The sequence below is a fragment of the Chitinophaga oryzae genome (assembly GCF_012516375.2).
Lineage (GTDB): Bacteria > Bacteroidota > Bacteroidia > Chitinophagales > Chitinophagaceae > Chitinophaga > Chitinophaga oryzae.
In genome coordinates, this window is the sequence record NZ_CP051204.2 from 3,111,779 (window position 1) to 3,134,920 (window position 23,142).

At 52.6% G+C, this 23,142-nt stretch carries 21 protein-coding genes; 12 read left to right on the forward strand and 9 right to left on the reverse strand.

The window, feature by feature from the left end; all coding sequences use genetic code 11:
- Positions 1-15 precede the first annotated feature (15 nt).
- A complete protein-coding gene (locus HF324_RS13010; RefSeq protein WP_168859953.1) occupies positions 16-1,470 on the forward strand; it encodes an MAC/perforin domain-containing protein in 1,455 nt (484 codons plus the stop codon).
- Between the two features lie 259 nt (positions 1,471-1,729).
- Here HF324_RS13010 and HF324_RS13015 read toward each other — a convergent pair whose 3' ends face one another.
- From HF324_RS13015 to HF324_RS13035, 5 genes are read right to left on the reverse strand one after another with little or no spacing between them, the layout of a single operon-like run.
- Positions 1,730-2,008 (reverse strand): zinc ribbon domain-containing protein, encoded by a 279-nt coding sequence (locus HF324_RS13015; protein ID WP_168802879.1) that lies wholly within the window; start codon positions 2,006-2,008, stop codon positions 1,730-1,732.
- 27 nt (positions 2,009-2,035) lie between these two features.
- Positions 2,036-3,541 carry a L,D-transpeptidase family protein gene (locus HF324_RS13020; protein ID WP_168859954.1) on the reverse strand — a complete coding sequence of 502 codons (1,506 nt, stop codon included), beginning with the start codon at positions 3,539-3,541 and terminating at the stop codon, positions 2,036-2,038.
- Complete coding sequence (locus HF324_RS13025) at positions 3,541-4,062, reverse strand: flavodoxin domain-containing protein (protein ID WP_168859955.1); 522 nt, start codon at positions 4,060-4,062, stop codon at positions 3,541-3,543. The genes HF324_RS13020 and HF324_RS13025 overlap by 1 nt, the downstream gene beginning before the upstream one ends.
- A gap of 30 nt (positions 4,063-4,092) precedes the next feature.
- Positions 4,093-5,337, reverse strand: coding sequence for an NRAMP family divalent metal transporter (locus HF324_RS13030; protein ID WP_168859956.1), 1,245 nt, complete (start codon positions 5,335-5,337; stop codon positions 4,093-4,095).
- Between the two features lie 3 nt (positions 5,338-5,340).
- On the reverse strand, positions 5,341-6,291 hold the full coding sequence (locus HF324_RS13035; protein ID WP_168859957.1) for a 1-phosphofructokinase family hexose kinase: 951 nt from the start codon (positions 6,289-6,291) through the stop codon (positions 5,341-5,343).
- Positions 6,292-6,505: 214 nt separating this feature from the next.
- Here HF324_RS13035 and HF324_RS13040 point away from each other — a divergent pair, with 214 nt between their 5' ends.
- Positions 6,506-6,865: a nuclear transport factor 2 family protein gene (locus HF324_RS13040; RefSeq protein WP_168802884.1), complete on the forward strand. Its 360-nt coding sequence runs from the start codon at positions 6,506-6,508 to the stop codon at positions 6,863-6,865.
- Positions 6,866-6,929: 64 nt separating this feature from the next.
- Here the strand turns inward: HF324_RS13040 and HF324_RS13045 are convergent, their stop codons facing one another.
- Complete coding sequence (locus tag HF324_RS13045) at positions 6,930-7,346, reverse strand: DUF4345 domain-containing protein (protein ID WP_168802885.1); 417 nt, start codon at positions 7,344-7,346, stop codon at positions 6,930-6,932.
- Positions 7,347-7,614: 268 nt separating this feature from the next.
- Here HF324_RS13045 and HF324_RS13050 point away from each other — a divergent pair, with 268 nt between their 5' ends.
- The 3 genes from HF324_RS13050 (at position 7,615) to HF324_RS13060 (ending at position 10,246) form a co-directional block, all read left to right on the forward strand.
- The gene (locus tag HF324_RS13050) at positions 7,615-8,415 is read left to right on the forward strand and encodes an alpha/beta hydrolase (protein WP_168802886.1); all 801 of its coding nucleotides are present in this window, start codon (positions 7,615-7,617) and stop codon (positions 8,413-8,415) included.
- 8 nt (positions 8,416-8,423) lie between these two features.
- Positions 8,424-8,990, forward strand: a complete 567-nt coding sequence (locus HF324_RS13055) for a hypothetical protein (protein ID WP_168859958.1) — start codon at positions 8,424-8,426, stop codon at positions 8,988-8,990.
- A 77-nt stretch (positions 8,991-9,067) separates the two neighbouring features.
- Positions 9,068-10,246, forward strand: coding sequence for a helix-turn-helix domain-containing protein (locus HF324_RS13060; protein WP_168859959.1), 1,179 nt, complete (start codon positions 9,068-9,070; stop codon positions 10,244-10,246).
- Here the strand turns inward: HF324_RS13060 and HF324_RS13065 are convergent.
- From HF324_RS13065 to HF324_RS13075, 3 genes are read right to left on the reverse strand one after another with little or no spacing between them, the layout of a single operon-like run.
- Positions 10,243-11,052 carry a class II fructose-bisphosphate aldolase gene (locus tag HF324_RS13065; RefSeq protein ID WP_168802889.1) on the reverse strand — a complete coding sequence of 270 codons (810 nt, stop codon included), beginning with the start codon at positions 11,050-11,052 and terminating at the stop codon, positions 10,243-10,245. The genes HF324_RS13060 and HF324_RS13065 overlap by 4 nt on opposite strands.
- Entirely contained in the window at positions 11,043-11,996 is a 954-nt protein-coding gene (locus tag HF324_RS13070) for a carbohydrate kinase family protein (protein WP_168802890.1), read from the reverse strand. The genes HF324_RS13065 and HF324_RS13070 overlap by 10 nt, the downstream gene beginning before the upstream one ends.
- Before the next feature lie 14 nt (positions 11,997-12,010).
- Entirely contained in the window at positions 12,011-13,177 is a 1,167-nt protein-coding gene (locus HF324_RS13075; RefSeq protein ID WP_168859960.1) for an SIS domain-containing protein, read from the reverse strand.
- Between the two features lie 176 nt (positions 13,178-13,353).
- Here HF324_RS13075 and agaR point away from each other — a divergent pair, with 176 nt between their 5' ends.
- The 7 genes from agaR to HF324_RS13110 all read left to right on the forward strand — a co-directional run bounded on the left by agaR (position 13,354) and on the right by HF324_RS13110 (position 23,131).
- A complete protein-coding gene (gene agaR / locus HF324_RS13080; RefSeq protein ID WP_168859961.1) occupies positions 13,354-14,136 on the forward strand; it encodes a transcriptional repressor AgaR in 783 nt (260 codons plus the stop codon).
- A gap of 216 nt (positions 14,137-14,352) precedes the next feature.
- A complete protein-coding gene (locus HF324_RS13085; RefSeq protein ID WP_168859962.1) occupies positions 14,353-15,216 on the forward strand; it encodes an EamA family transporter in 864 nt (287 codons plus the stop codon).
- A gap of 113 nt (positions 15,217-15,329) precedes the next feature.
- Entirely contained in the window at positions 15,330-16,718 is a 1,389-nt protein-coding gene (locus tag HF324_RS13090) for a hypothetical protein (RefSeq protein ID WP_168802894.1), read from the forward strand.
- Between the two features lie 96 nt (positions 16,719-16,814).
- Positions 16,815-17,903 carry an amidohydrolase family protein gene (locus HF324_RS13095; protein WP_168802895.1) on the forward strand — a complete coding sequence of 363 codons (1,089 nt, stop codon included), beginning with the start codon at positions 16,815-16,817 and terminating at the stop codon, positions 17,901-17,903.
- Between the two features lie 139 nt (positions 17,904-18,042).
- Positions 18,043-20,982, forward strand: a complete 2,940-nt coding sequence (locus HF324_RS13100; protein WP_168859963.1) for a SusC/RagA family TonB-linked outer membrane protein — start codon at positions 18,043-18,045, stop codon at positions 20,980-20,982.
- A gap of 11 nt (positions 20,983-20,993) precedes the next feature.
- Positions 20,994-22,436, forward strand: a complete 1,443-nt coding sequence (locus HF324_RS13105) for a RagB/SusD family nutrient uptake outer membrane protein (protein ID WP_168859964.1) — start codon at positions 20,994-20,996, stop codon at positions 22,434-22,436.
- Positions 22,433-23,131, forward strand: a complete 699-nt coding sequence (locus HF324_RS13110; protein WP_168859965.1) for a carbohydrate-binding family 9-like protein — start codon at positions 22,433-22,435, stop codon at positions 23,129-23,131. Before HF324_RS13105 ends, HF324_RS13110 begins: the two co-directional genes overlap by 4 nt.
- Positions 23,132-23,142 lie beyond the last annotated feature (11 nt).

Consider the following 23,142-nt stretch of genomic DNA (forward strand, 5'->3'; position numbering starts at 1 on the left):
AAACCATCACCCTCTATGAACAAAAAACAGCTCGCAATGCTGCCGGCAATTGCATTGCTGGGGAGCTTGTTAACTTCCTGTAGCAAACAGTTCACACAAAATGACCAATTGCAGCCGGAAGCGCTCAATGGCGTATCCGTTACAGAACTCAGGTCCTTCGCAGACCCGCAGTTTAACCTGCTGGGCTTTGGCTACGACCTCACCGGTAACTATGCCAGCGCTACCTCTGCCACTTACCAGATCATCGACGTTGCACGCCTGAACACAGAACAACCAGGCCGTGTGGAGATCATCCAGACACAGGGACAGGACCAGCAACTGGTTTCTGGTATTAACTGTGAAGACTATACGAAGAGTTTGTCTTTGCGGCTGGAAGTAACCGCTAAACTGAAAATGTTCTCTACCACCCTGAAGAGCGCTTTCAGCGACTCCAGCGCTTATTCGTCCAAATTTGTGTACAGCAGCTACAACGTCCTGATCAAGCAGCGTACCTTGAAATTCGCAGCCGACACTTCACTGCTCAGGAAATACCTGACGCCTGCGTTCAAGGCTGATATCGTAGCCAGTACGCCAGCCGCGCTGGTGAGCCGCTATGGTACACACGTAATGTCAGGCATCCTGCTGGGCGCCAAACTGAATTTCCTGTATCAGTCGCAGACACGCAATGAAGACCGCTTCCGCGCCGCTTCTGCGGGCCTGAACGTGGCTGCAGGTTCCATCTTCAGCGTAAACGTGCAGGGGGCGGCCAGTTCCAGCTATTCCAGCAAAAACTTCTACCAGCGCCTGTATTACCAGACTGTTGGCGGCGATCCTACCAAAGGGCTTTTCGGTACCATCGTGCTGAGCGATAACCCGAACCAGACCGTTCCCAAGATTGATGTTTCCGCCTGGCAGTCCAGCGCAACGCTGGCCAACTCAGAGCTGGTGGATATCAACTTCAACGGCCTGATACCTATCTACGACCTGATCTCCGATCCGGTAAAAAGAACCGCGGTGAAAGATTATGTTACTCAATACCTCATCGATCACCAGGTGAAAACCAGCACTGATCCGGTGCATGTGTACTATCACTACGGCGGTAACAACCATACCATGACCATCGACCCGACCAATTATGACTATGCCGGTAATGGCTGGACTTACCTTGGTAACAACTTCCATGCTTTTACCTCCCAGGTAGAAGGAAGCCAGGCGGTGCATGAGTTCTATCATCCGACCAATCACAACCACGTGTTTACCATCAACCGGTTCGACTGGCCCTATGAGCAGAACGGGTTCCAGTATTTTGGCCCTGCATTCTACGCCTTCACCACACAGGTAGCCGGCAGCCTGCCGGTACACGCGTTCTACCATCAGGGAAATAACGACCATACCTATACGATCAACAGGTATGATTACCCTTATGAGCAGAACGGCTGGACTTACCTTGGCGTCGCTTTCTACGCTTTCAAAACGCCTTACATCCGTTAAGCCGTATTGAAGCAATCCTATTACGAACAAGGCCTCCCATAACGGGAGGCCTTGTTCATTTTTTATGGTGCTTTTGCGAAAATACTGAATGGCGTGCTGGCGCCGGTGAGTTTCAGTACCACGACGCCGTGAGGAGGCAGTTGGTATATTGTTTATGTCCGGGACGCTCCCCCAAAATGTAAGTGTATCATGAATTATCCTAAAAAGATAATACCGGGGCACCTGTCCGAACAGTCGCAGTAACCATAACCCAGCACTGCTAGTGAGCGTTGCCGGCAGGCTTACCGGCCCATCTCTTTAAATGCGGCAGGCGGTTGATAGCCGCTTCCAGTATATCTTCCGGCATTTTTTCCTTATCCATCAGGTTCATCATGTGCTGCTTCATATCATCCAGCGAGAACCCGGGATGAGTGAACGCTCCGTGCTGATAGCAGAACTTACAATATTCCTGGCTGGGAGATCCGTCTTTTTCTGTTCCTAAAAGTGCTGCGTTGTCCAGCGGCATGCTGCAGCTCTGACAAAATTTTCTGTTTTCCATGAGGGTAGCTATTAATAGTTAACTAATTCAGTTCTTTCCGTAAACATCTTCATAAAACCGGACCTGTCCATTGGCATCCGGCCAGGCGGTATTGTATAAAACAAATACATAGACGGTAGCCGGGACCCGGAATACAACCGGCTTCTGGTCCGGCTGATTTCCTTTTGCTTCCAGTGCCATCATAGCAGCGGCTGTTTCTTCCTCTACGAGTAAATGGCCCAGCTGTACCGCCTCTTCCACCCTTACACATCCGTGGCTGAAAAAGCGTCGTTGCAGCATAAACAGGTTCTTGCCCGGGGTATCGTGCAGATAAACACCAAATGGACTATAAAAATTCAACTTTACAATGCCCAGGGAATTATCACAACCTGTATTCTGCCGGATTACGTAAGGGAAGTTATTGACGCCAAGATTATTCCAGTTGATCGTTGCCGGGTCCAGCACGCGCCCTGACTTATCCAGTATTTCATACTGGTTATCGGCCAGGTATTGCCGGCTTCTTTTTATGTAAGGCAGTAGTTCCCGTACCGCTATTTTATGCGGTACGTTCCAGTAAGGGAAGAGTATTACTTCAGTAAGGCGGCTTCCAAGGGTGGGAGTGGGCGTGCTTTTTTTCCCGGTGATGACCCTTGAATACAGCGCCGTTTTTTCATGGTCATAAAAAAACAACGTAGTGGAAGGGATATTCACCAATATGGCAGCGGCCTGCGTTTTGTAATAATGTAGCCACCTTGCCTGGTTCAATGCACTGTATAGTTCCTGTAGCCGGTATGACAACGGCGTATTCAATGCTTTCAGGAACCGCTCTCTCAATACCCCGTCGTCCAGCATGTTAAACAGCTGTTGTGCCTTTCTGATTTGTGCCTGCAGGTCTTTTGTACTGTTGCCGGAAAGTGAATCCCTGATACCGAGCTGTTTCAATCTTAATAACAGCGGCGTATTGGAGCTGTCTGCCTTCAGGGATGTTACGGCTGTTTCTTTAAAAGCGGTGTCTGTCATTGCCTTGTAATAGGTGGCGATACTGTTTTTCAGTTGCAGGCAGGTGGTGTCTGCGGGTTCTATGGACTGCAGAAGACCGGAAAGGCTTCCTGCCAAAAGTGAGTCGGCCAGTTGGGACGCTATGTTCAGGGCAGTATTTTGGAGGGGAGGTAACTCGCTGTATTTTACGGGAGGCTTTGTCAGCCGGCCATATGCCACATCGCTGAAGAACCGTATGGCCGTTGATGTTATGATGAAATCCGTGCGTAAAGTGTCTGCGGTTTCGGCCATTTGATAGCTGTTGCCGGCTAAAGCGTTTATCAGAAGGGGCTCATAGTCGTTGGCATTCAATCCGAGGTAAGCTGCCTTTTGAAGGCAGGCAGCCAGCGAATCCAGATGCTGTCGTCCGGTTGCCGTGATCCAGACGCTGCGGCCACCGGTTTTCTGATAAAAAAGCTGAACGCCTGCATCCGCCGGTTGTCCGGTCAGGCGGGCCGGCTGGGCTGCTGTGTGCAGCCCGGAGAGAAGCAGCCATATGGACAAGAATATTTTCATCAGGCAGGGACTTCATTTGTTGCGTTTACTGCGTTGATGATGTCGGTAAGATTTTCCGGCCGCACGTGGTTATAATCTGCTGTCACAATATTTTCCCCGCGCCTTTTGGCCAGCCACGCGCCGATGGATAACAGCCATCTGTCGGGCAGGGAGAGTTTGCCGAACTCCAGTTTGCCGGGCAGGAAAAAGCACTGGCATCTGAGCCTGATGTCGTCGCTGATATTAGCGGTGAGGTAGCCTTCGAGCTTTTGTGTTTCTGATACGGGGGTGCCGGCCACCAGGTAGAGGAATAATTTTTTACCTGCCAGCTGGTCCTTGTGGTTGTTTATCCAGTTGCGCAGCTGGAGCTTTCCGATATAAATGCTGGTACCCAGGACGACGTAGCCGGCAGCAGCCAGTTGCTGCTTCGTTTCCTGACCGGCTGTCACCGCCTGGATGTTCAGCGCCGCTGCCAGCCAGGTGGCATATTGTTGCGTAGCGCCGTATTTTCCTTTGTAGATGATGATACCTTTCTTGTCCATAGCTTTTTTATTGATAAGGTGAGAAAAACTTCAACTCAGCTGGAACCAGATGAGCATCAATGCGGCGGCGGACATTACAACCAGGGTGATCACTCCCAGGAAATTGGAAAACCAGGAGTTGGTATTGTCGTGCATGATCTTTTTGTTGTTGCCGATATGCAGGATGGCCGCTATTAATACGGGGGCTGTTATCCCGTATAAAATGGCGGTATACAGTAACGCTTTCAGGGGATTGATACCGGAGAACTGCAGCAGCAGGCCTACCAGCAATGAAATGATGATGGAAAAATAGAAGGGTTTTGCCTGCGCGAATTTTTTGTCGAGACCTTCCGTCCATCCCAGTGTTTCCGCCAGCATATAGGATTGCGCTCCCGCCAGTACGGGAATGGCCAGCAGCCCTGTTCCCAGTACGCCGGTAGCGAAAATGAGATAGGTTAGTTTGCCTGCCAGCGGTTCCAGTGCCCGGGCAGCCTGGTCTACGGTGTCTACCTGCCGGATGCCCGCCGGGTAGAGCACTGTTCCGGCGGTGAGGATGATAAAAAACATCACGATATTGGAGAACAGCATACCGGTGTTCACATCTGTTTTCATGCCGTTCAGTATTTTTTTATCCACTACAATATGGCGGTGGATGACGTCTTCCGCTTCCATGGTAGTCTGCCAGTAAAAAAGATAAGGGGAAATGGTGGTCCCCAGCAGCGCTACAAGAATGGATGCTGACATTTTATCGAAACGCATGTCCGGCAGGAAAGTGTTTCTGACAACGAGGTCCCAGCGCTGCTCTACCATGAAGGGGACAATAATGTACAACAGCAATGAAATACAAAGCCATTTTAAAATGGCGGCGATTTTCTGATAGGGATACCGGATGATAACGATCATCAGTAAAAGGGTGATGGCGATGCAGAAAACAGATACAGAAACGGCGGGGAAGATCATGTGAAGGACGGCGCCCATTCCCTGCAGATCTGCTCCTATGTTCAGTGTAATGGCGGGGAAGCTTAAAAGCAGTATGAAATAGAGGAAGGGCTTCGGATAATGTTGCCGGATCGTGGCGGTGAGGCCCTGGGAGGTAACGAGCCCTATCCGCGCGCACATCCCCTGAATGGCGGCCATTAGCGGAAAGGTGAAGAGTGCCGTCCATAGGGTGGAAAGCCCGAACTGTGCGCCGGCCTGCGAATAAGTGGCGATGCCGGAAGGGTCGTCGTCGCTGGCCCCTGTGATAAGGCCGGGCCCTAAAACTTTGATAACTTTTCTGATGCTGGCAGCTTTCATCTGTTAACGGCTGATGGTAAATGACTGTGTTTGGTGTATTTCTTCGAAAAGCCGTTGCGCATCTTCTTTTTTACACAGGGCGGTGCCGGGGTTCAGTGTGGCGGCTGTGCCACAGGCGACGCCGAATTGTGCAGCTTCCAATATATCCCGGCCGGCAGACAGGCTGTAAACAATGCCTGCCATCATGCTGTCGCCTGCGCCAACGGTACTTACCCGTTGCACCCTTGGCGCCGGGATCTTTACGGCCATGCTGTCCGTTATTAACATGGCGCCTGTTTCTCCCATGGATACGACGACCACTTCACATTGATTTTTGCGGATGATTTGTTGGGCCACTTCCACGATCTCTTCTGTGTTAAGCATGTCTTTGCCTGCAAAGCCCGCGAGTTCCCTGATGTTGGGTTTGACAAGGTAGGCGCCTTCCCGCAATGCCTGTTTTAAGGCTTCCCGGGATGTGTCCACAACAAACCGGGCGCCTTTCAGGGCCGCTATGGCGCTGAAAGACGCAAATATATCCGGCGGGACCCCCGGCGCCAGGCTGCCGCTCGCAACGATATAATCCACCTGACCGATGCCCCGGATAACTTCCAGCAAGTGCTGCCATTCGTAGGCGTCCACTGCCGGTCCGGGCATATCCAGCCGGTACTGTGCGTTATCGGCGATATCGGTGACGATCAGATTTTCCCGGGTGTTCCCTGCAATAGGGACAGACACCGCAGGCACTCCTTCAGCATTTAGCAAGGCGTCGAAAAATTTACCGGGATGGCCCCCCGCCAGGTAAATAGCCCGGGCGTTGCCGCCTAACTGTATGATGGCCCTCGCCACGTTTACCCCGCCGCCACCGGGTTCAAAGACAGGATGACTGCATTGTAGCTTTCGTTCCGGTACCAGCCTGGGTACGGTAGTGCTTTTATCAATGGCAGGATTCAGTGTAATAGTGATAATGCCGGACATACCTTTGGATTTAAGATGGTCGTTCCCCTTGTGTATCGGAAACAAACCAAAGATACCAGCCTGCTGCGTCGATTACTATGACCGTTATTAGACACCATGCTGATTTTTGTCAGGCATGAGGCGGCGGTTTCTGTTATTATCGTAAAACCAGGAGGGGAATGCTGACAGGTGAATTAACCGGCAACATTTGTAACTTTAGTTAAAAGTCACGCTTATGACAGTTGCACAAGTTGCCACCCGTTTGGCTGAATATTGCCGTAATGAAGAATTTAGCCGGGCGCAGCAGGAGCTTTACGCTGACGAGGCCGTCAGCATAGAACCCGCTGATATTCCTGGTTTTGACAGGGAAACCAAAGGAAAGGAAGCGCTCCGGGAAAAAGACCGGAAGTTTAACGAGATGGTGGAATCCCGGCATGGTACTTCGGTTTCCGAGCCGCTGATCGCCGGCAACGCCTTTTCCTTTGTATTGACAATGGACATTAAAATGAAAGGAGGAGACCGCCAGACCATGACGGAACTTTGCGTGTATACCGTGAAGGATGGTAAAATTATTTCGGAGCAGTTTTTTATGTAAGGAACAAAAAAAACAGGCCGTCGCAGCTTAGAGACGGCCTGCTGGCATACGGGGGCTTATATTGTTAGCCATGAGCAGCAGGCTTGTTTTTGGGTAGCCGGAGGAATAGTAACATTCCCATCGCAAAAAACACGCTTTCAATGACCAGCCATTGCGTACCGAATGCTCCCAGCGGACCTTCTGCCGTCCATGTTATTATTCTCGAGAGCGCGTACAGCCCCCATAGCCAGCATAAAAAAACAACGCCCTGCTGTATATCTTTGAGCGCCCAGCGTACAAGCATGACCGTGATCGTTAACCCTACGCCGCCATATACGCCCCGGATGGAGCTGAATGCGTCATTGTTCGGAAGCTTCACCTGTACGAGGTCCATAACCGCCTGCGGACTGAAAAATCCCATCATGCTCACCATAAAAAAACTTCCTGCAGACAGCAACAGGTAGATGCGGGCCAAAATTTTAATCGTTCGGGATAGATGCATGTTTAGACTTTTTATAACGCAAATTTGGCGGCGCCGCATTAATAAAATCTTTGCGTGTGTCAAGATTTTTGTGGTAATAAGCGCTTACTATAGCACTGCGCCAGCATCACTTTTTCTACAGCATAACGGGTTCCATCTCTCCGGAATCCTTTACCCGTATAGGTGCCACCTTATAAGGTGAACCGTTTATGCCAGAGCGCTTCGATAGTTTTGCCCGCACAAACGGCCGTGCCTTCGGCCACGTCTTTTACTTTAAAATCACGAATGGATGAAACTGTGTAGTACCTGGCGCCTGGCTGGATGTTTATGCCTGACGCTTATTTTCTCTGCTTGTAAGAAGGAAACCATCGAAAAAGGCCGCGTCCGGGAGTTCGGTCTCTTGTCGGCTGTCAACGGTGGCAACTATGACATCCGGGTGGCACTGCCCGAAAACTATTCCCCTGCAAAGGGATATCGCACCCTCTACGTGCTGGATGCCAGGCTGGATTTTGACTTTACCGCGGTGGAATGCGAAAAGCAGGCCCGTGACCGTCACCAGGAAGGGATGCTGGTTGTCGGTATTGGCTACGGCCACGACCGTATGGATGATTATACCCCGACGCCCAGCGATATCGGCAGTGGCGGGGCCGATAAATTTATCGAGTTCATAGAAGCGGAACTCATTCCACGGATAGAGACCGAGTTTCATGCAACACCCGCCCGGTCAGCGAGGGCCATCCTGGGACATTCCGCCGGCGGACTGCTGGTAGGCCACAGCTTCACCAATCATAACCGGATCTTTGGCCACTACCTGTGCCTGAGCCCTTCGTTCTGGTATGACGATGCGATTGCGCTCCGCAACGAAAAGGCTTACCGCGAACAAAACAAGGTGGGGAGCGGTACTTTTTTTCTCGGGCTGGGTGAACTGGAAGAAAAGATGCGCCCGCCTTTTACAGGCTTCCGCAACGCGCTACAGGCGTATTATCCTCATTATGCACTGCAGGATTACATCACCCCCGGGAAGGGGCACCTCGACTCCAAAAAGACGAACATCAAAAAGGCACTCACTTTTTTCTTTGAAAACAACTAAACCCGTTTATGCGAAACCTGTTTTTTATTGGCCTGTTGCTGCTGACCATCAGTCTGCATGGGCAGGAGCAACCGTTATCCCGCTTTACCATCAAACCGGCCGTTGGCGCTTTGCCATGGAGCCTTCCGGTAAAAGGACTCGCTGCTGTTTCTATAGAATATTCCCTGAAGGGCAACTGGGTGCTGGGAGCACGTGCTATGCTGGCCAGTGCAGGGGCTAAAAATACCTACAACGTGGAAACGAATTACAGTTTTCAACTGTCTCATCAGCTGGGCGTGGGCTATACGATGACGGGGCCTAAGAAGTTTGTCAGGCTTACCATGTTGGCCATGGGCGGTGTGCGGCGTATTGCTTTTAAAGAAACGCTCGACTACCCCGGGCTGGAGAAGATCACGACCAAAAGCAGCACCACGATGCCGGATGTGGGCCTGCTGCTGGACTGGTCTCTCGGGAGAAAACGGCATACTTTCAATGCAAAGGTCTACCTGCCTTTTTATCCTTTTGAGGAATATCCTGTCAGTACTTTCCAGCACATCAGTATGGAAATGGGTATGGGCATACGGCTGAAACGCTGATGCAGGGCAGTTGGCGTAACAAATACCTGGTTGAAACCCTTATATTTGGTATTTCTTACATCAGACTAGCAAGTGATATGTTATCGGACTGGCGTGTTATCTATATAGGGGGCGTTTTTATCTCGTTGTTCCTGTTCATCCTCCTTGTCAGCAAACGCAAAAAAAGTACGGCGGACAAAATACTGAGTGCCTGGTTCTTTTTTGCTGTGGTGCATCAGGCGTTGATTGGCTGGTATGCCTTTAATAAGATGAGCGACATGCCGGCGCTGATTGGCTGGGAGCTGCCATTCCCTTTCCTGCATGGTCCGTTTTTGTACCTGTATATTTTGTTTCTTACCGGCCAGCAACGCCAGGGGTGGCGTAATATGCTTCACTTCATCCCGGCGGTGCTGGTCGCTGGGCTAATGGCGTGGGTGCTCCCTTTGATGCCGGTAGCGGAAAAGCTGGGCGTTGTTCCGTCGAAGTTTGCGCCGCTGTTCCATGTAATGGTAGGGGGTATTATGGTTTCCGGAGTCGTGTATGTGATACTGTCTCTTTACCTGCTGCGTCGTCACCGCCGGAACGTGGCCGTCCAGTTTTCCAACACCGATAAGATTACGCTCAATTGGTTGCGCTACCTCATTGGCGGCATGGGCGTTATTTGGATCGTGGTCATCTTTTTCGAGTCTGCTGCGTCGTTATACTTTGTGGTAGCGTTGTTTATTTTCTTTATCGGTTACTTTGGCATCCGCCAGGTAGGTATTTTCTCCAACCCGCCGCCTGCACATGAAGTATATCTTCCTGCGGTGGTCCGGCCGGAGGAGCCGGTGCTGGCGGTGGAAAAGACAACCGCAGCGGACACGGATGACAGCAGCCCGAAAGTGAAGTATGAAAAAAGCAGTCTTACCGACGCGGAGGCTGCACGAATTCATGCTGCGCTGACGGCGCTCATGCAGGAGCAGCAGTGTTACAAAGATGCCGGCTTAACACTGGGGGATCTCGCCAAAGCGTTGAATGTGCATCCTGCCGTACTTTCCCAGGTGATCAATTCCAAAGAGGCCAGTAGTTTTTACGATTATATCAATGTGCTCCGGGTCGAAGCTTTTAAACAATTGCTGCTGCAGCCGGCAAGCCAGCAGTATACCTTGTTGTCGCTGGCTTTTGAATGCGGGTTTAATTCCAAGACGAGCTTTAACCGGAATTTTAAGAAGATCACCCAGCTTTCGCCCAGTGCTTATGTGAAGGCGATGCATATAAATATGCAGGAGGAGGGTTAGATCACCTGTAGTTTCTGCGATATGAGCGAGGTGACGGCGTCTATGGCTTTGGGAAATACCCGTCGCAGGTCTATGTCTTCCGTTTGCCGGAGTTGTTGCTGTAATGTTTTCATGAAGATGTTTTTTGTTTCGGTGGCCAGGTTCACTTTGGCGATACCGTTTTTTACCGCTGCTTTCAGTTGATCGTCCGGTACGCCGGAGCTGCCGTGGAGCACCAGCGCGGCGGGAGTAGCGGCGTGTATCTCCTTTAATAATGCTATTTGTAAGTTGGGCGGGTCTTTGTAAAATCCGTGGGCGGTGCCGATGGCTACGGCCAGGGCATTGACGCCGGTTTCGCTGACAAACCGGTGCGCATCTGCCGGGCTGGTAAAAGCGCCCTGTTGCTGCTGGCCCAGTTTGGCGATATAACCCAGTTCCGCTTCCACATTGACATTATAGGCTTCTGCAAGTTTTACCACTGCGGAGGTGGTTTTCACATTTTCAGAGAAGGAAGCTTCGCTGGCGTCGATCATGACGGAGTCGAAGCCGGCGTCGAGGCACTCGCGGATGGTGCTGATGTTGTTGCCGTGGTCGAGGTGTATCCATCCCCGGACACCGAACTGGCGCAGAGCGGCCCTGGCCATGTTGACGGCGGAGTGGATGCCGAGGTACTGGAGCGTCCCTTCGGAGAGCTGCAGAATGAGGCTGCAGTTATTGGCTTTGGCTGCCAGCAGCAAGCCTTTCAGTGTTTCAAAATTGTAGAAGTTCACGGCCAGCAGGGCGGTCCCTGAGGCGGAGCAGTATTGCAATTGTTGTTTCAGGTCCATGGTTGCTGATAGTTAAATTTTTGTGATGCGATAGCCCGGAAGGTATCGATGGTGTCGAAGGCGGTGATACCGCCGGGGGCGGTGGTGTTCACGGCGCCGGCCAGTGCGGCGAAAGCAGCGCATTGCGTGATATTGCCGCCGAGGAGGTAACGGCTGATAAATCCTGCGTTGAAGCTGTCGCCGGCGCCGATGCAGTCGGCGATTTCGTTGTGCAGGAAAGGCGGCTGGTGAAACAGCGTATAGCCGTCCCATATATAGGCGCCTGCTTCGCCATGTTTAACGGCCAGGATGCCGGGGTGGTAGCTGAGCGCCTGTACACAGGCTTCCACGCTGGTTTCGCCGGTGAACGCCCGGAGTTCCGCGATGTTGGGCAGGAACACGTCTACATAGGGTAATAGCGCCGGTAGTTCCAGCTGCCATTTTTCGGCGGGGTCCCATTGCGGGTCCAGCGAGGTGGTGAGGCCCTGCATTTTCGCGCGTTGAAAGAGGGTTGCGAGGCCGGGAGCGAGGCCCGGTTGGAGGAACACGGAGCTGACGTGCAGGTGCCGTGCGGTGCGGAGCATTTCGTCGCTGACGTCTGCTGCGGTGAAAGTGTTCATGGCGCCGGGATAGGTGATCATGGCTCTTTCCTGTCCGTCGTTGAGCGCTACGCTGATGCCGGTGCCGGCGGCAGCGGTGGCGGTGATAAAGCGGGTGTCGACGTTTCTTTGCTGCAGGTCGTGCAACAGCTGACGGCCGAAGGTGTCGTTCCCGATTTTGCCGGCGAAGGCTACGCTGGCGCCGAGGGTGCTGAGGTTGCAGGCGAAGATGGCGGAGCTGCTGCCAAGGGTGAAAGTCATTTCTCCGGCCAGTATTTCTTTGCCCAGGCTGGGCAGGCTGCTTAACCGGTTAAATATCAGGTCTACGTTCAGCTCTCCTGCCACCAGCACATCGAAGTTTTTCATAACGGAAGATTTTATCAGGCTTTAAGCGGATAGATAGATACGCCTTCCACGACGCGGGTGATGGCGCCGTTGTCGGAAGGATTGTCCGGATGGATGCCCAGTTTCAGCGCGGTAAAGAAAGCCAGCAGTTGCAACGGGATGATGTTACAGACACACAGCAGGTCTTCTTCCAGCATCGACTGGTTGTCGTTTGTCAGTATAAGATAATCCAGTTCCGGGATATGTGTATTGGCAGGCAGCACGCCTATTTCCATCAGTGCTTTGTTGCCCTGTTTCATGGAAAGCACAAGGTCTTTTTCGTACCGGAGCACATAAGGGCTGTTGGAGAACAGGTAGATGACGAGCGTGGATTCATCTATGACCGCTTTGGGGCCGTGACGGAAGCCGAGGAAGCTGTCGCTTTTGCAGATGACTTTCCCGTTGGTGAGTTCCTGCAGCTTCAGTTGCCCTTCTGTGGCCGTGCCGAAGAAAGCGCCGTCTCCCAGGAATACGGCCCTGCGGAAAGGCGCTGCTGCGATCTGTTGCATCACGGGCGTATAGGTGCGCAGCAGCGATTTGCCGTAGGTAAAGAGTCTGCTGGCCTGGCGTTGCAGCGCCGGCAGGTGGTGCAGTCTTGTCAGCAGGGTGCCGGCGAACAACATGCCGCTGTAGCTGCTGGTCATAGCGAGACTTTTATCGTTGCACTCCGGCGGGAGCAGGATACGTTGCTGCGGGTGGCGGCTCTGCCACCTGGCCAGGCTGCCGTGACTGTTGCAGGTGATGACCAGGTGGTAACAGGCGGCGGACAGCTCATCTGCCAGTTCCAGTGCTGCGCAGCTCTCGGGGCTGTTGCCCGACCGGGCGAAAGAGATGATCAGCGGCGTTTTGTTGCGGTGAAAATAGTCCTGCGGGTGCGCTACCAGGTCGGTAGTGGCGACGGCGCGGGTAAGGATGTTGGTATGGCGGAAGAAGCTGCCCTGTAAGGAAAGGCCGATGTAGGCGCTGGTGCCGGCGCCCGTCAGGATGATGTTGTCTGCCGCGCTGCAGGCCTGCTGAAGAAAGTGCTGCAGTTCGCTGCTTTGCCCGATGATCCCTTCCAGTATCTTATGCCAGATGTCGGGTTGTTGTACGATTTCCCGGGCGGTGTGAAGGGCTCCTTTACTTTCTAATTCCGGAATAGCCAGACCAAAGAATGATTGCATAGAACGGATGATGAATGGTGAACTGAAAGCAAATGTATTAAAAGACTATTTACTTTCAAAAGCTTTTTATTTTTTCTTTGATTTTTGTTTTGGTTTTGTTTCAGGGATTTTACTTAATATTATGTAACTTCGCTTGCTTTTAAATGTTAAGTATTTTAATAAAACCAATATCTGCAATGGAAGAAAGTCAAAGCGGTTCAACCGTCACCCGCAGGAATGAGATACTGAAAAAACTGCACAAGAAAGGGCAGGTGCTGATTACGGAGCTGAGCAAAGAGTTTAATGTGAGCGAGGTGACGATCAGGAATGACCTTGACCAGCTGGAACAGAAGAACATGCTGCTGCGGGCCAGGGGCGGGGCTATCAAACTGGAGCACAATGTAGGGGTGGACCAGCAGATCAGCGAGAAGAACAAGCTGCATTATGTAGAGAAGATGGCTATCGGTAAAGCCGCCGCCGCGCTGGTACGGGAAAATGACACCATGATCGTGGATTCCGGCACCACCACTGCGGAACTGGTCAAACACCTGCAGTCCTTTAAAAGCCTGAATGTGATCACCAACGCCATGAATATCGTCAACATGCTGGTGAACTACCCTAATATTAATGTGATCATTCCGGGCGGTTATCTCCGGCAAAACTCCATGTCGCTCGTGGGGCCGCTGGCAGAGAAGAACCTGCGCAGCTTTCATGTGGACAAGCTTTTCCTGGGGGTGGACGGCTTCGATACCCGCAGCGGAATTTACACCCCCAATATGGAAGAAGCCTATCTCAACGAGATCATGATCGATATCGCCAACCAGGTGATCGTGCTGGCGGACTCCAGTAAGTTCAACAAGAAAAGTTTGGCCTTTATCTGCGCCCCGAATAAAATTCATACAGTGATCACTGATGCCGGTATACAGGCAGACGATAAAAAGAGGCTGGAAGACCTGGATATAAAGGTGATCATCGCCTGATTCTTTGTTTTAATCCTTTAAGACATTTTTATTGCCCTCTTTCCTCCCGGGAAGAGGGTTTTTTATTTCTTTTCCTTTGTTGATGTTTTTCAAAAACTTTCTATAAAAAATATTTTAAGCTTGTTTTTTAGTTTTATCTCTTATATTTACTTTGTTTTTGAAATAAAAATAAGGTTTTGAAGGTAATGCCTCCTTTGGAACAATAAAGAGCCACGTATGCAAAAATCCCGCCTCTGGTTATTATATACCGCTATCAACACCATATTCATCGGGATATGGGGGGCTTTTATCGAATTGCCTGAAAAAGCCGGTTTCCCGGCAACCCTGGGCTATGTGGTATGGGTAGCCACCATGTTGCCCTGTACATTGCTGTCGCTCTATCTGACGGGATGGAAGCTGGAGACGGACCTGCGCAGCATTTTCCTGGGCGCCATGGTAGGGCTGCTGGGCGCCGGCGGGCAGCTCATGCTTTTTGAAGCGCTCCGCATCGGGCCGGCCTACATCCTGTTTCCCCTGATCACGCTGTTTCCGCTGCTCACCATCCTGTTGTCGGTCGTACTGCTGCGGGAAACCTGCTCGCGGCGCCAGTGGACAGGCATCGCCGTTGCCCTGCTGGCGGCTTTTTTCCTGGCTTTCCAACCAGGCAAGCACGGGCCGGCCAGCGGGAATATATGGCTCATCATGGCCATGGCGGTGTTTGTAATGTGGGGCACGCAAGCCTATGTGATGAAGTTTGCCAACAACACCATGAAAGCAGAAAGTATCTTTTTTTATATGGCAGTGGCCTCCCTGTTACTGGTGCCGGTGGCATTGGCGATGACCGACTTCTCCCAGCCGATCAACTGGGGATGGAAAGGATTCGGCATGGCCATCCCTGTCCACCTGCTCAACGCAATAGGGGCACTGATGCTGGTATATGCCCTGCGATTCGGCAAAGCCATCATCGTGATACCGCTCACCAGCCTCTCTTCTGTAATCACCGTTATTCTTTCCCTCATCATTTATGGCGTGGTGCCGGATGCAGTGTTATCGGCCGGACTACTGCTGGCATCAGTAGCAATAGTGATCCTCTCTGAGTAAAACGGTTAAACAGAAACAGGTTTCCTTCACAGCTGCAGCCTCCATCTGCAACTGCGACACAGAGTTTTATTAACCAAAAAACGCTTTGACCATAAGCGCCAAAAACACATGCAATGATCACCTTTAATTGGAAATCCTTCATCGCCATAGCGCTCATTGCGCTTGCCGCGGTCTCCTGTAAACAGGACCGCGAAGCCCTCGACCATCAATTGAACACCCTCGCCAAAGGCGAACTGCTGGCCGATACCGTGAAGATTACGGTCAACAAAAGCCAGCAACTGATGACCAGTTCGCTGCAGCTGGGGGTGACCTATATGCAGAAAACGCTGGATGGCAGCGGCGCTGCCCTCACCAGGGGCATCAGCCTCCTCAAAGGATCGGTAGTGTTCCACAACCAGCACATCTGCGGATTTGGCGCCGATAACCCGGAGCCCCGTCCCGGTGACTTTAACTGGACGTCGCTCGATCACCGCGTAGACCTGATGACCACTACCATGGGCGCTACCCCCATCCTCACTTTCGCCACAGCGCCCACCTGGATGACAGACACCACCTGGTACGCCGGCAAATATCCGGAAGACGATACCGACTGGGATAAAATCGAATGGGCGCCGCTCTTCTCCCATGAGAAAGACTACGCACACCTGTGCGCACTGGCAGCCAAAAGATATCCGCAGGTGAAGTACTTCCAGGTATGGAATGAACTGAAATCCATGTGGGACACCCTGCCTGGGCATAACCGCTGGGATTATGAACGCTATACCCGCCTGTACAACCTGATATACGACTCTGTAAAGAACGTACGCCCGGATGCTATTATCGGCGGACCTTACATCGGTATCGACTCCTGGAAAAACGGTGCGCCCTCCAACGCCCACAGCGGCATTACCGATCCGATATACGGAGAACTGGACCAGCGCTGTTTCGATGTGGTGACCTACTGGCTGCAGCATAAGCACGGCGGCGACTTCCTCTGCATTGACGGTGGTATTGACGGTAACGACGCAGACGCCACCGATATCATCGGCTCTACCAAAAAGTTCAAAGACATCAGCACCTGGCTGCATAACCATACCACGCTGCCTGTCTGGTGGTCCGAAGATTATGTAGGTATGCATACCGACACGCTCATACAGCCGGCAGCACTGGGTTGTATGCTGGTGTACCACGCGCTGGCAGGCGATGCCGTGTCCCTGCGCTGGTCGCCCGAAGAGCAGCCCGGCGACGGCAATGTGAGCAACTTTTTCAGCAGCACCCTGCAAAGCAACGGCGGCATGCCCTTCAATAACTACTACGTGTACAAGGATTTTAATACCTATTTCCCGGCTGGCACAAAGCTATACACTACCACCGTTTCGGACGACAGCCGCGTGATGGTGATGTCGTCGCAGACGAAGATCATGCTGATCAATAAGACGGCCAGCCAGCAGAAGACAAAGATCAACAACACGCTTTCGGTCACCCTGAACCCTTACCAGGTGAAGTATGTGACCGTGCCATAAGCACCTGAAAATATTCTACCGGCGGCCCGGAGGAGGGAAACCGGCCGCCGGTAAAATAATTCGCAACCGGCATCTACCACCTTAAAATATATAACGATGGATCTGGAAAAAGTGAAACCTAAACCATTTGAAAATGCCGCGCTGTCACCGGAAAATATCCGGCTGAACGACTACCGGCCCGTGTCCATTTTTAATATACCCCAAACAGACGTACGGCGTGCAAGCTTTCCCGTTATAGACATGCATACGCATGCCTGGCAGCTGCAACTGGACGTTAGCCAATGGGTGAGCAGGATGGATGCGGCCAACATAGAAAAAAGCGTGGTGCTCACCTTTGAAACCGGCGCCGGCTTCGATGCCGTAGTACAGCAGTATGCGAAATACGCCGATCGCTTCGATCTCTGGTGCGGCTTCGACTATACGGGGTATGACCAGGGAGATGACAGCTGGACGGACCATGCCGTAGCGGAACTGGAAAGGTGCTATCGCATGGGCGCCAAAGGCGTAGGGGAGCTGGGCGATAAAGGCGTGGGCGAATTCTACTCCCGGCCGGTGGCGGGATACGGGCTCCATCTCGACGATCCGCGCATGAAACCCCTCTTCCGCAAATGCGGGGAGTTGAAGATGCCGGTCAATATCCACATTGCAGACCCTATGTGGATGTACCTGCCTATGGACGCGCAGAACGACGGGCTGATGAATGCCTATGAATGGCGCATCGATCCTGCACAGCCCGGCCTGCTGGACCACGGCGCCCTGTTGCAGACCTTCGAAAACGTGGTGAGGAATCACCCGGAAACGATGTTCATTGCCTGCCATTTCGCCAACTGCACCTACGATCTGAACATCGTGGCGCGCCTGCTGGACACCTATCCCAATCTGTATGTCGACAATGCGGCGCGTTTCGCGGAAACAGCCACCATTCCCCGCGTAGCCAAAGCTTTTTACGAACGTTACCAGGACCGGCTGCTCTTTGGTACCGACCTGGGCTATGACCTGGAAATGAATATGGAATATGCGGCGAAGTTCTACCAGGTAGCCTTCCGCATTATGGAATCCACGGATGATCATTTTTATGAGCATGGAATATTTACCTATCACTGGCCATTGTATGGCCTCGGACTGAGCCCGCAGGTGCTGGAAAAAATCTACCGGCTCAATGCCCTGAAGCTCCTTCAGCAGTAAAGATTGTTGTGTCATTACTTCAAATATTGTGCGCCTTATGTATTTCCAAATGATGAAAAAACTACCGGATGGCCGGTTATCAACCAAATCAAAGCGTTTCACAGGCTCCCGCTTACGACCAACCTGTATCTTATTATTTTTGCTGTCGCTGATAACATCTGCCGTGATAGCGCAGCAGCCGGAAGTCCGTCTCACCGGAACGGTGAAGGATGAAAAAGGCAATCCCTTCCCGGGCGTTACCGTTTATGTGCCTGCCACGAAGAAAGGCGCCACCACAGACGCCGGCGGCAAATACGTTCTCCAGGCGCCGGCCGGCGGAGAAATCATTTTCAAAGCCATTGGCTACAAAACGATGACGCTGCCGGTCTCCGGACGCAGCTCGCTGCCGGTGACCATGGAAGTAGAAAACGCGGCGCTCAATGAAGTGGTGGTGGTAGGTTATACCTCCAAAAGACTATCGCAGATTTCCAGCGCGATATCTGTTGTTTCAGGAAAGCAGCTGAACGACGTTACGTCCAACAATGTGGGTAGCCTGCTGCAGGGCAAAGTAGCCGGCGTAGTGGTACAAAACCCGTCCGGCAATCCAAACGTGGCGGCAGACGTCACCATTCGCGGCGCCAGCTCCATCAGCGCCGCCGCCGGTCCGCTCTACGTAGTGGACGGCATCATCGGCGGTACCGCCAATCCGAACGATATTGAATCCGTTACCGTGCTGAAAGATGCCGCGGCCGCCGGCTTGTACGGCGCCCGCTCTGCCAACGGCGTGATCATCATCACCACCAAATCGGGAAAAGCCGGCAAAACGGTCATCCACCTCAACACCAGCGCAGGCGCCAATAAAATGAGCATGGGCAACATGCGGCTCATGAACAGCCAGCAGCTGTACGACTACCAGAAATCCTACTTCGACCCCGCCACTTTTCAGCAGGAACGGCCCGCCAACCTGCTGTCGCAAAATACCGACTGGATGGACCTTGCCTACCGCACCGGGCTGACGCAGAACCACCACCTGTCCCTCTCCGGCGGCTCCGAAAAAACACAGTTCTATGTATCGGGCAACTACTACAATGAACAGGGTATCATCCGGCATACAGGCAATGAAGTATATAACCTCCGGGTGAACATCGCCCACCGTATCAATGATAAATTAAAACTTAGCACCCGTGTGAACGCCTCCTCCCGTAACTTCGAAAATGAAGCCTCCGGTAACTACGGCGCCCTGCTGCTGTCCCGCCTGAACCTCCCCTGGGACAATCCCTATAACGCAGACGGCAGTATTAAAATGGGGACAGAGCCGGGTTGGATAGGACGCGAGCACGATAACTTCCTGCACGGCTGGCAATACAACTTCGATAAAGGAAAACAAATCACCGCCTACGCCGATGTGAACCTGGATTACTATATCACGCCACATCTTACCTTTTCCACGTATAACCGTGTCAGTTACTCCGGCCTGCGAAGCGAACTGTACTATGATGTACGCTCCAAAGCCGGCAGGGGACTAGGAGAACTGTATAATAATTCCTCCATGGAACAGCGCCTCATTACCTCCAACCGACTGAATTACAACCGGCAGTTCGGCGAACATGCGCTGAATATTATCGGCGTGGCAGAAGGAGAGAAGAACACCTTCGAACGCAACAGCCTCTATGGAAACAAGATACCCGCCGGCCTGCACATCATGGATGCCGCGGCGAATATCCAGCGGTCGCAGTTCGGGCCGGGCACCAAAACGGAGAACCGTTTTACCAAAGGACTGGTACAGGCAGACTATACCTACCTGGGTAAATATAACCTCATCGGCGCCTACATACTGGAATCGTCTTCCCGCTTCGGCGCCAATCACCGCTCCGCCGGGTTCTATACCCTGGGCGGCTCCTGGACCATCAGCAAAGAATCGTTTATGCGTAGCCTGCCCGTGTTCGATCTGCTCAAACTCAGGGCCAGTTACGGGCTGACCGGCAACGCCGAAATAGGCGACTACCAGGCACTGGGCATCTATTCCTATACTTCCCAGTATGCCTCCAACCCGGGATCGGTGCCCGCGGTGCAGGGCAACCCGGACCTTACCTGGGAGAAAACCAAAAACATCAACCTGGGGCTGGATATAGACATGTTAAAACGTATATCCCTCACCGTTGACCTGTACGATAAAACCACCACCGACCTGCTGCTCGATGTGCCCGTGCCCTATACCAGCGGCTACGACTTCGTGACCCGCAACGTAGGCTCCGTGCGCAACAGGGGCATAGAGATCAACCTTAATACCAAAAATATCGTGCGGCCGCACTTTACGTGGGAAACAGGCTTTAATCTTTCCATCAACCGCAACAAGGTGCTGAAGCTGAACAATCATGAAGACATCGCCTATTCGTCTTTGCAGTGGATCAGCGAAGGACGGGACCTCTACAGCTGGCATATGCGTAAGTGGGCCGGCGTAGACCCGCAAAATGGCGACCCGCTGTGGGAAGTAGTAACAACCGACAGCAACGGTAAACCGGTGGTCACCACCACCAATTCCTACGACGACGCCACGCTGCAATATGTTGGCGCCGCATCGCCCAAATTCACCGGCGGCATGACCAACCGGTTGTCCTATAAAGGCATCAGCCTGAGTGTATTTGTCAACTTCGTCAGCGGAAATAAAGTGTATGAAGAGAGTACCAATGACGGTAGTGAACCGACTTCCAATGTAAGGGTGCTGCCCGGCGGCCGTACCCGCTGGCAGAAACCGGGGGATATCGCCACCGATCCCAGGGCCGTGTATGGCGGTAATAAGAATTCTGACCTGGAGTCGTCCCGCTTCCTGGAAGACGGCAGTTACCTGCGCCTGCGCAACGTTACCCTGTCTTACGACCTGCCCGAGCGCTTCCTGCGCACCGTGAAGCTGGCCAATGCAAGGGTGTTCCTGAGTGGCGATAACCTCTGGACCTGGACCAGCTTCTCCGGCCTGGACCCGGAAATGGGGCTGCGGCCTTATGCCACGCCGGCAGGAGAGAGCGGAAACAATTTCCAGCAGAACAGCACCAAATATCCGCTGGCCAGGAAACTGCTGGTGGGCATTAACATCACCTTTTAATTGTAGTCGTTATGAAGACACATCATATACTCATGGCCGCCGTCTTGTCGCTGACGGCATGCAGTAAGAACCTGGAGCCCTACAACGGCAAATCGGACAAAACAGCGCTGGAGACACCGGAAGACCTGCAGACCGCCACGTACGGCGTATATGCGGGGCTGGTAGACCGTAAGTACACCAAGAACCTGAACCAGCTGGGGGAATATCCCGGCGATGATGTGGCCCTGAGCGGCGCCACCGGCGACCAGGTATTCTACACCTATACCTATACCCATTTCCCGGGCATGGGCAATACAGAACAGTTCTGGCAGGGCGCTTATAAAGTGATCTATTCCGCCAATGCCATCATCGAAAAAATCACCGACGGCACCTCCGCGCAGCTGGACCAGCTGAAGGGAGAGAACCTATATCTCCGCGCCATGGCTCATTTCGACCTGGTGCGGTTATTTGGCCGGCCCTACCTGCAGGGTAACGGCAATAATCCGGGCGTGGTGATCAAAGACAACACCCGCGACGACCGTCCTGCCCGCAGCAGCGTAAAAGCCGTGTATGATTTTGTGATTTCCGATCTGCAGAAGGCGGCAGCATTGATGACAATGAACAAGAATGCCGCCTTCGCTTCAAAAGAGGTCGCCGAAGCACTCCTTGCCCGCGTATACCTCTATATGGGCGACAACGCCAACGCACTGAAATATGCGGAGAAAGTGATCAGTTCCAACCGTTATCATCTGATGGCGACGCAGCCTTATAAAACCTATTTCAGGGTGGTGCCCGAAGAAAATCCGGAGACGATTTTTGCCATCCGTCACACCGTGGCAGACGACAGGGGAAAAGATGCCATCGGTTCCATGTATTACAACGATCCTGTTACTCAGTCCACCGGATGGGGCGAAGTATACGCCTCCGTAGCTTTCGTAAAGCTGCTGGACAAATACCCGGAAGACGTGCGCCATAGCTTTATAGAGCCGCAGCGGGATGGCAACGGCAATATGCTGAAGCGTAACCAGACGCCCATTTATTACATCAACAAATACAACTGGCAGGAAGGCATTGCCAACCTTAGCTCCCCGGTGATCCTGCGTTTGGCCGAAGTGTACCTGGTCCGCGCAGAAGCCAATGCCAAACTGGGCAACGATGCCGCCGCCATTGCAGACGTCAACCTTATCCGCAGCAGGGCAGGCCTTTCCGGCAACGCGCTCTATACCACCGGCAACCTGAAAGGACATGCCACCGTGCTGGAAGTGGTACTGGAAGAGCGCCGGCTGGAACTGGCATTTGAAGCGCACCGGCCGTATGACCTGTTCCGCAACAACCTGCCCATGGTAAGAGCGTATCCCGGTTTCCATGGCAACAATCAATATGATCTTACGATACAGCCCAACGATCCGCAGGTGATCAACTATATACCGGAACGGGAAACAGGGCTGAACCCGAACTTAACACAGAACCCATGAGACAATTACTATGTACCCTTACACTGTGTATTGCCTGCCTGCTGGCGCAGGCGCAGTCAGTGCTGAAAGTCAGGAACACACCCGATTTTACCATCACCGGCGCCGGTACGGACGCCAACTGGCATAAAACGGACTGGATAACCCTTTCGCAACGCTCCGGCGATGTGCCGGCGAAAACACAGGTAAAAGCGCTCTATTCCGGAAAAGGGATCTATTTTCTGTTCCGCTGTGAAGACAAGCGTTTGAGCAACACCATGCAGGCCGATATGCTGGACCTGTGGAAGGAAGATGTGGTGGAGGCATTTCTCTGGCCCGACACCACACAGCCGGCTTATTTCGAATACGAGCTGTCACCGCTGAACTATGAGCTGGTGCTACTGATCTCCAATCAGCAGAACGATCTGGCGGGCTGGCAGCCCTTTCACTACGAGAAAGACCACCGGACACTTCACGCTACCGCCGTACAGGGCGGAGAGAAGAAAAGCGGCGCCACCGTCAAAGGATGGACGGCTGAATTTTTTATTCCGTACAAACTATTAAGGCCGCTGAACAACGCTTACCCTACAGCAGGGACGGTATGGAAGGGCAACTTCTACCGGGTGGATTATGATAAAGGACCGGCGGAATGGTGCTGGCAGCTGACGGGCCCGAGTTTCCACGACCTGCCGCATTTTGGATGGCTTCACTTTGAATAACGTTTTAAAAA

What these genes read in the sequence shown, in the direction of transcription:
- HF324_RS13010 (WP_168859953.1), top strand. Translation starts at nt 16, where the DNA reads ATGAACAAAAAACAGCTCGCAATGCTGCCGGCAATTGCATTGCTGGGG.
- HF324_RS13015 (WP_168802879.1), bottom strand. Translation starts at nt 2,008, where the DNA reads ATGGAAAACAGAAAATTTTGTCAGAGCTGCAGCATGCCGCTGGACAAC.
- HF324_RS13020 (WP_168859954.1), bottom strand. Translation starts at nt 3,541, where the DNA reads ATGAAAATATTCTTGTCCATATGGCTGCTTCTCTCCGGGCTGCACACA.
- HF324_RS13025 (WP_168859955.1), bottom strand. Translation starts at nt 4,062, where the DNA reads ATGGACAAGAAAGGTATCATCATCTACAAAGGAAAATACGGCGCTACG.
- HF324_RS13030 (WP_168859956.1), bottom strand. Translation starts at nt 5,337, where the DNA reads ATGAAAGCTGCCAGCATCAGAAAAGTTATCAAAGTTTTAGGGCCCGGC.
- HF324_RS13035 (WP_168859957.1), bottom strand. Translation starts at nt 6,291, where the DNA reads ATGTCCGGCATTATCACTATTACACTGAATCCTGCCATTGATAAAAGC.
- HF324_RS13040 (WP_168802884.1), top strand. Translation starts at nt 6,506, where the DNA reads ATGACAGTTGCACAAGTTGCCACCCGTTTGGCTGAATATTGCCGTAAT.
- HF324_RS13045 (WP_168802885.1), bottom strand. Translation starts at nt 7,346, where the DNA reads ATGCATCTATCCCGAACGATTAAAATTTTGGCCCGCATCTACCTGTTG.
- HF324_RS13050 (WP_168802886.1), top strand. Translation starts at nt 7,615, where the DNA reads ATGAAACTGTGTAGTACCTGGCGCCTGGCTGGATGTTTATGCCTGACG.
- HF324_RS13055 (WP_168859958.1), top strand. Translation starts at nt 8,424, where the DNA reads ATGCGAAACCTGTTTTTTATTGGCCTGTTGCTGCTGACCATCAGTCTG.
- HF324_RS13060 (WP_168859959.1), top strand. Translation starts at nt 9,068, where the DNA reads ATGTTATCGGACTGGCGTGTTATCTATATAGGGGGCGTTTTTATCTCG.
- HF324_RS13065 (WP_168802889.1), bottom strand. Translation starts at nt 11,052, where the DNA reads ATGGACCTGAAACAACAATTGCAATACTGCTCCGCCTCAGGGACCGCC.
- HF324_RS13070 (WP_168802890.1), bottom strand. Translation starts at nt 11,996, where the DNA reads ATGAAAAACTTCGATGTGCTGGTGGCAGGAGAGCTGAACGTAGACCTG.
- HF324_RS13075 (WP_168859960.1), bottom strand. Translation starts at nt 13,177, where the DNA reads ATGCAATCATTCTTTGGTCTGGCTATTCCGGAATTAGAAAGTAAAGGA.
- agaR (WP_168859961.1), top strand. Translation starts at nt 13,354, where the DNA reads ATGGAAGAAAGTCAAAGCGGTTCAACCGTCACCCGCAGGAATGAGATA.
- HF324_RS13085 (WP_168859962.1), top strand. Translation starts at nt 14,353, where the DNA reads ATGCAAAAATCCCGCCTCTGGTTATTATATACCGCTATCAACACCATA.
- HF324_RS13090 (WP_168802894.1), top strand. Translation starts at nt 15,330, where the DNA reads ATGATCACCTTTAATTGGAAATCCTTCATCGCCATAGCGCTCATTGCG.
- HF324_RS13095 (WP_168802895.1), top strand. Translation starts at nt 16,815, where the DNA reads ATGGATCTGGAAAAAGTGAAACCTAAACCATTTGAAAATGCCGCGCTG.
- HF324_RS13105 (WP_168859964.1), top strand. Translation starts at nt 20,994, where the DNA reads ATGAAGACACATCATATACTCATGGCCGCCGTCTTGTCGCTGACGGCA.
- HF324_RS13110 (WP_168859965.1), top strand. Translation starts at nt 22,433, where the DNA reads ATGAGACAATTACTATGTACCCTTACACTGTGTATTGCCTGCCTGCTG.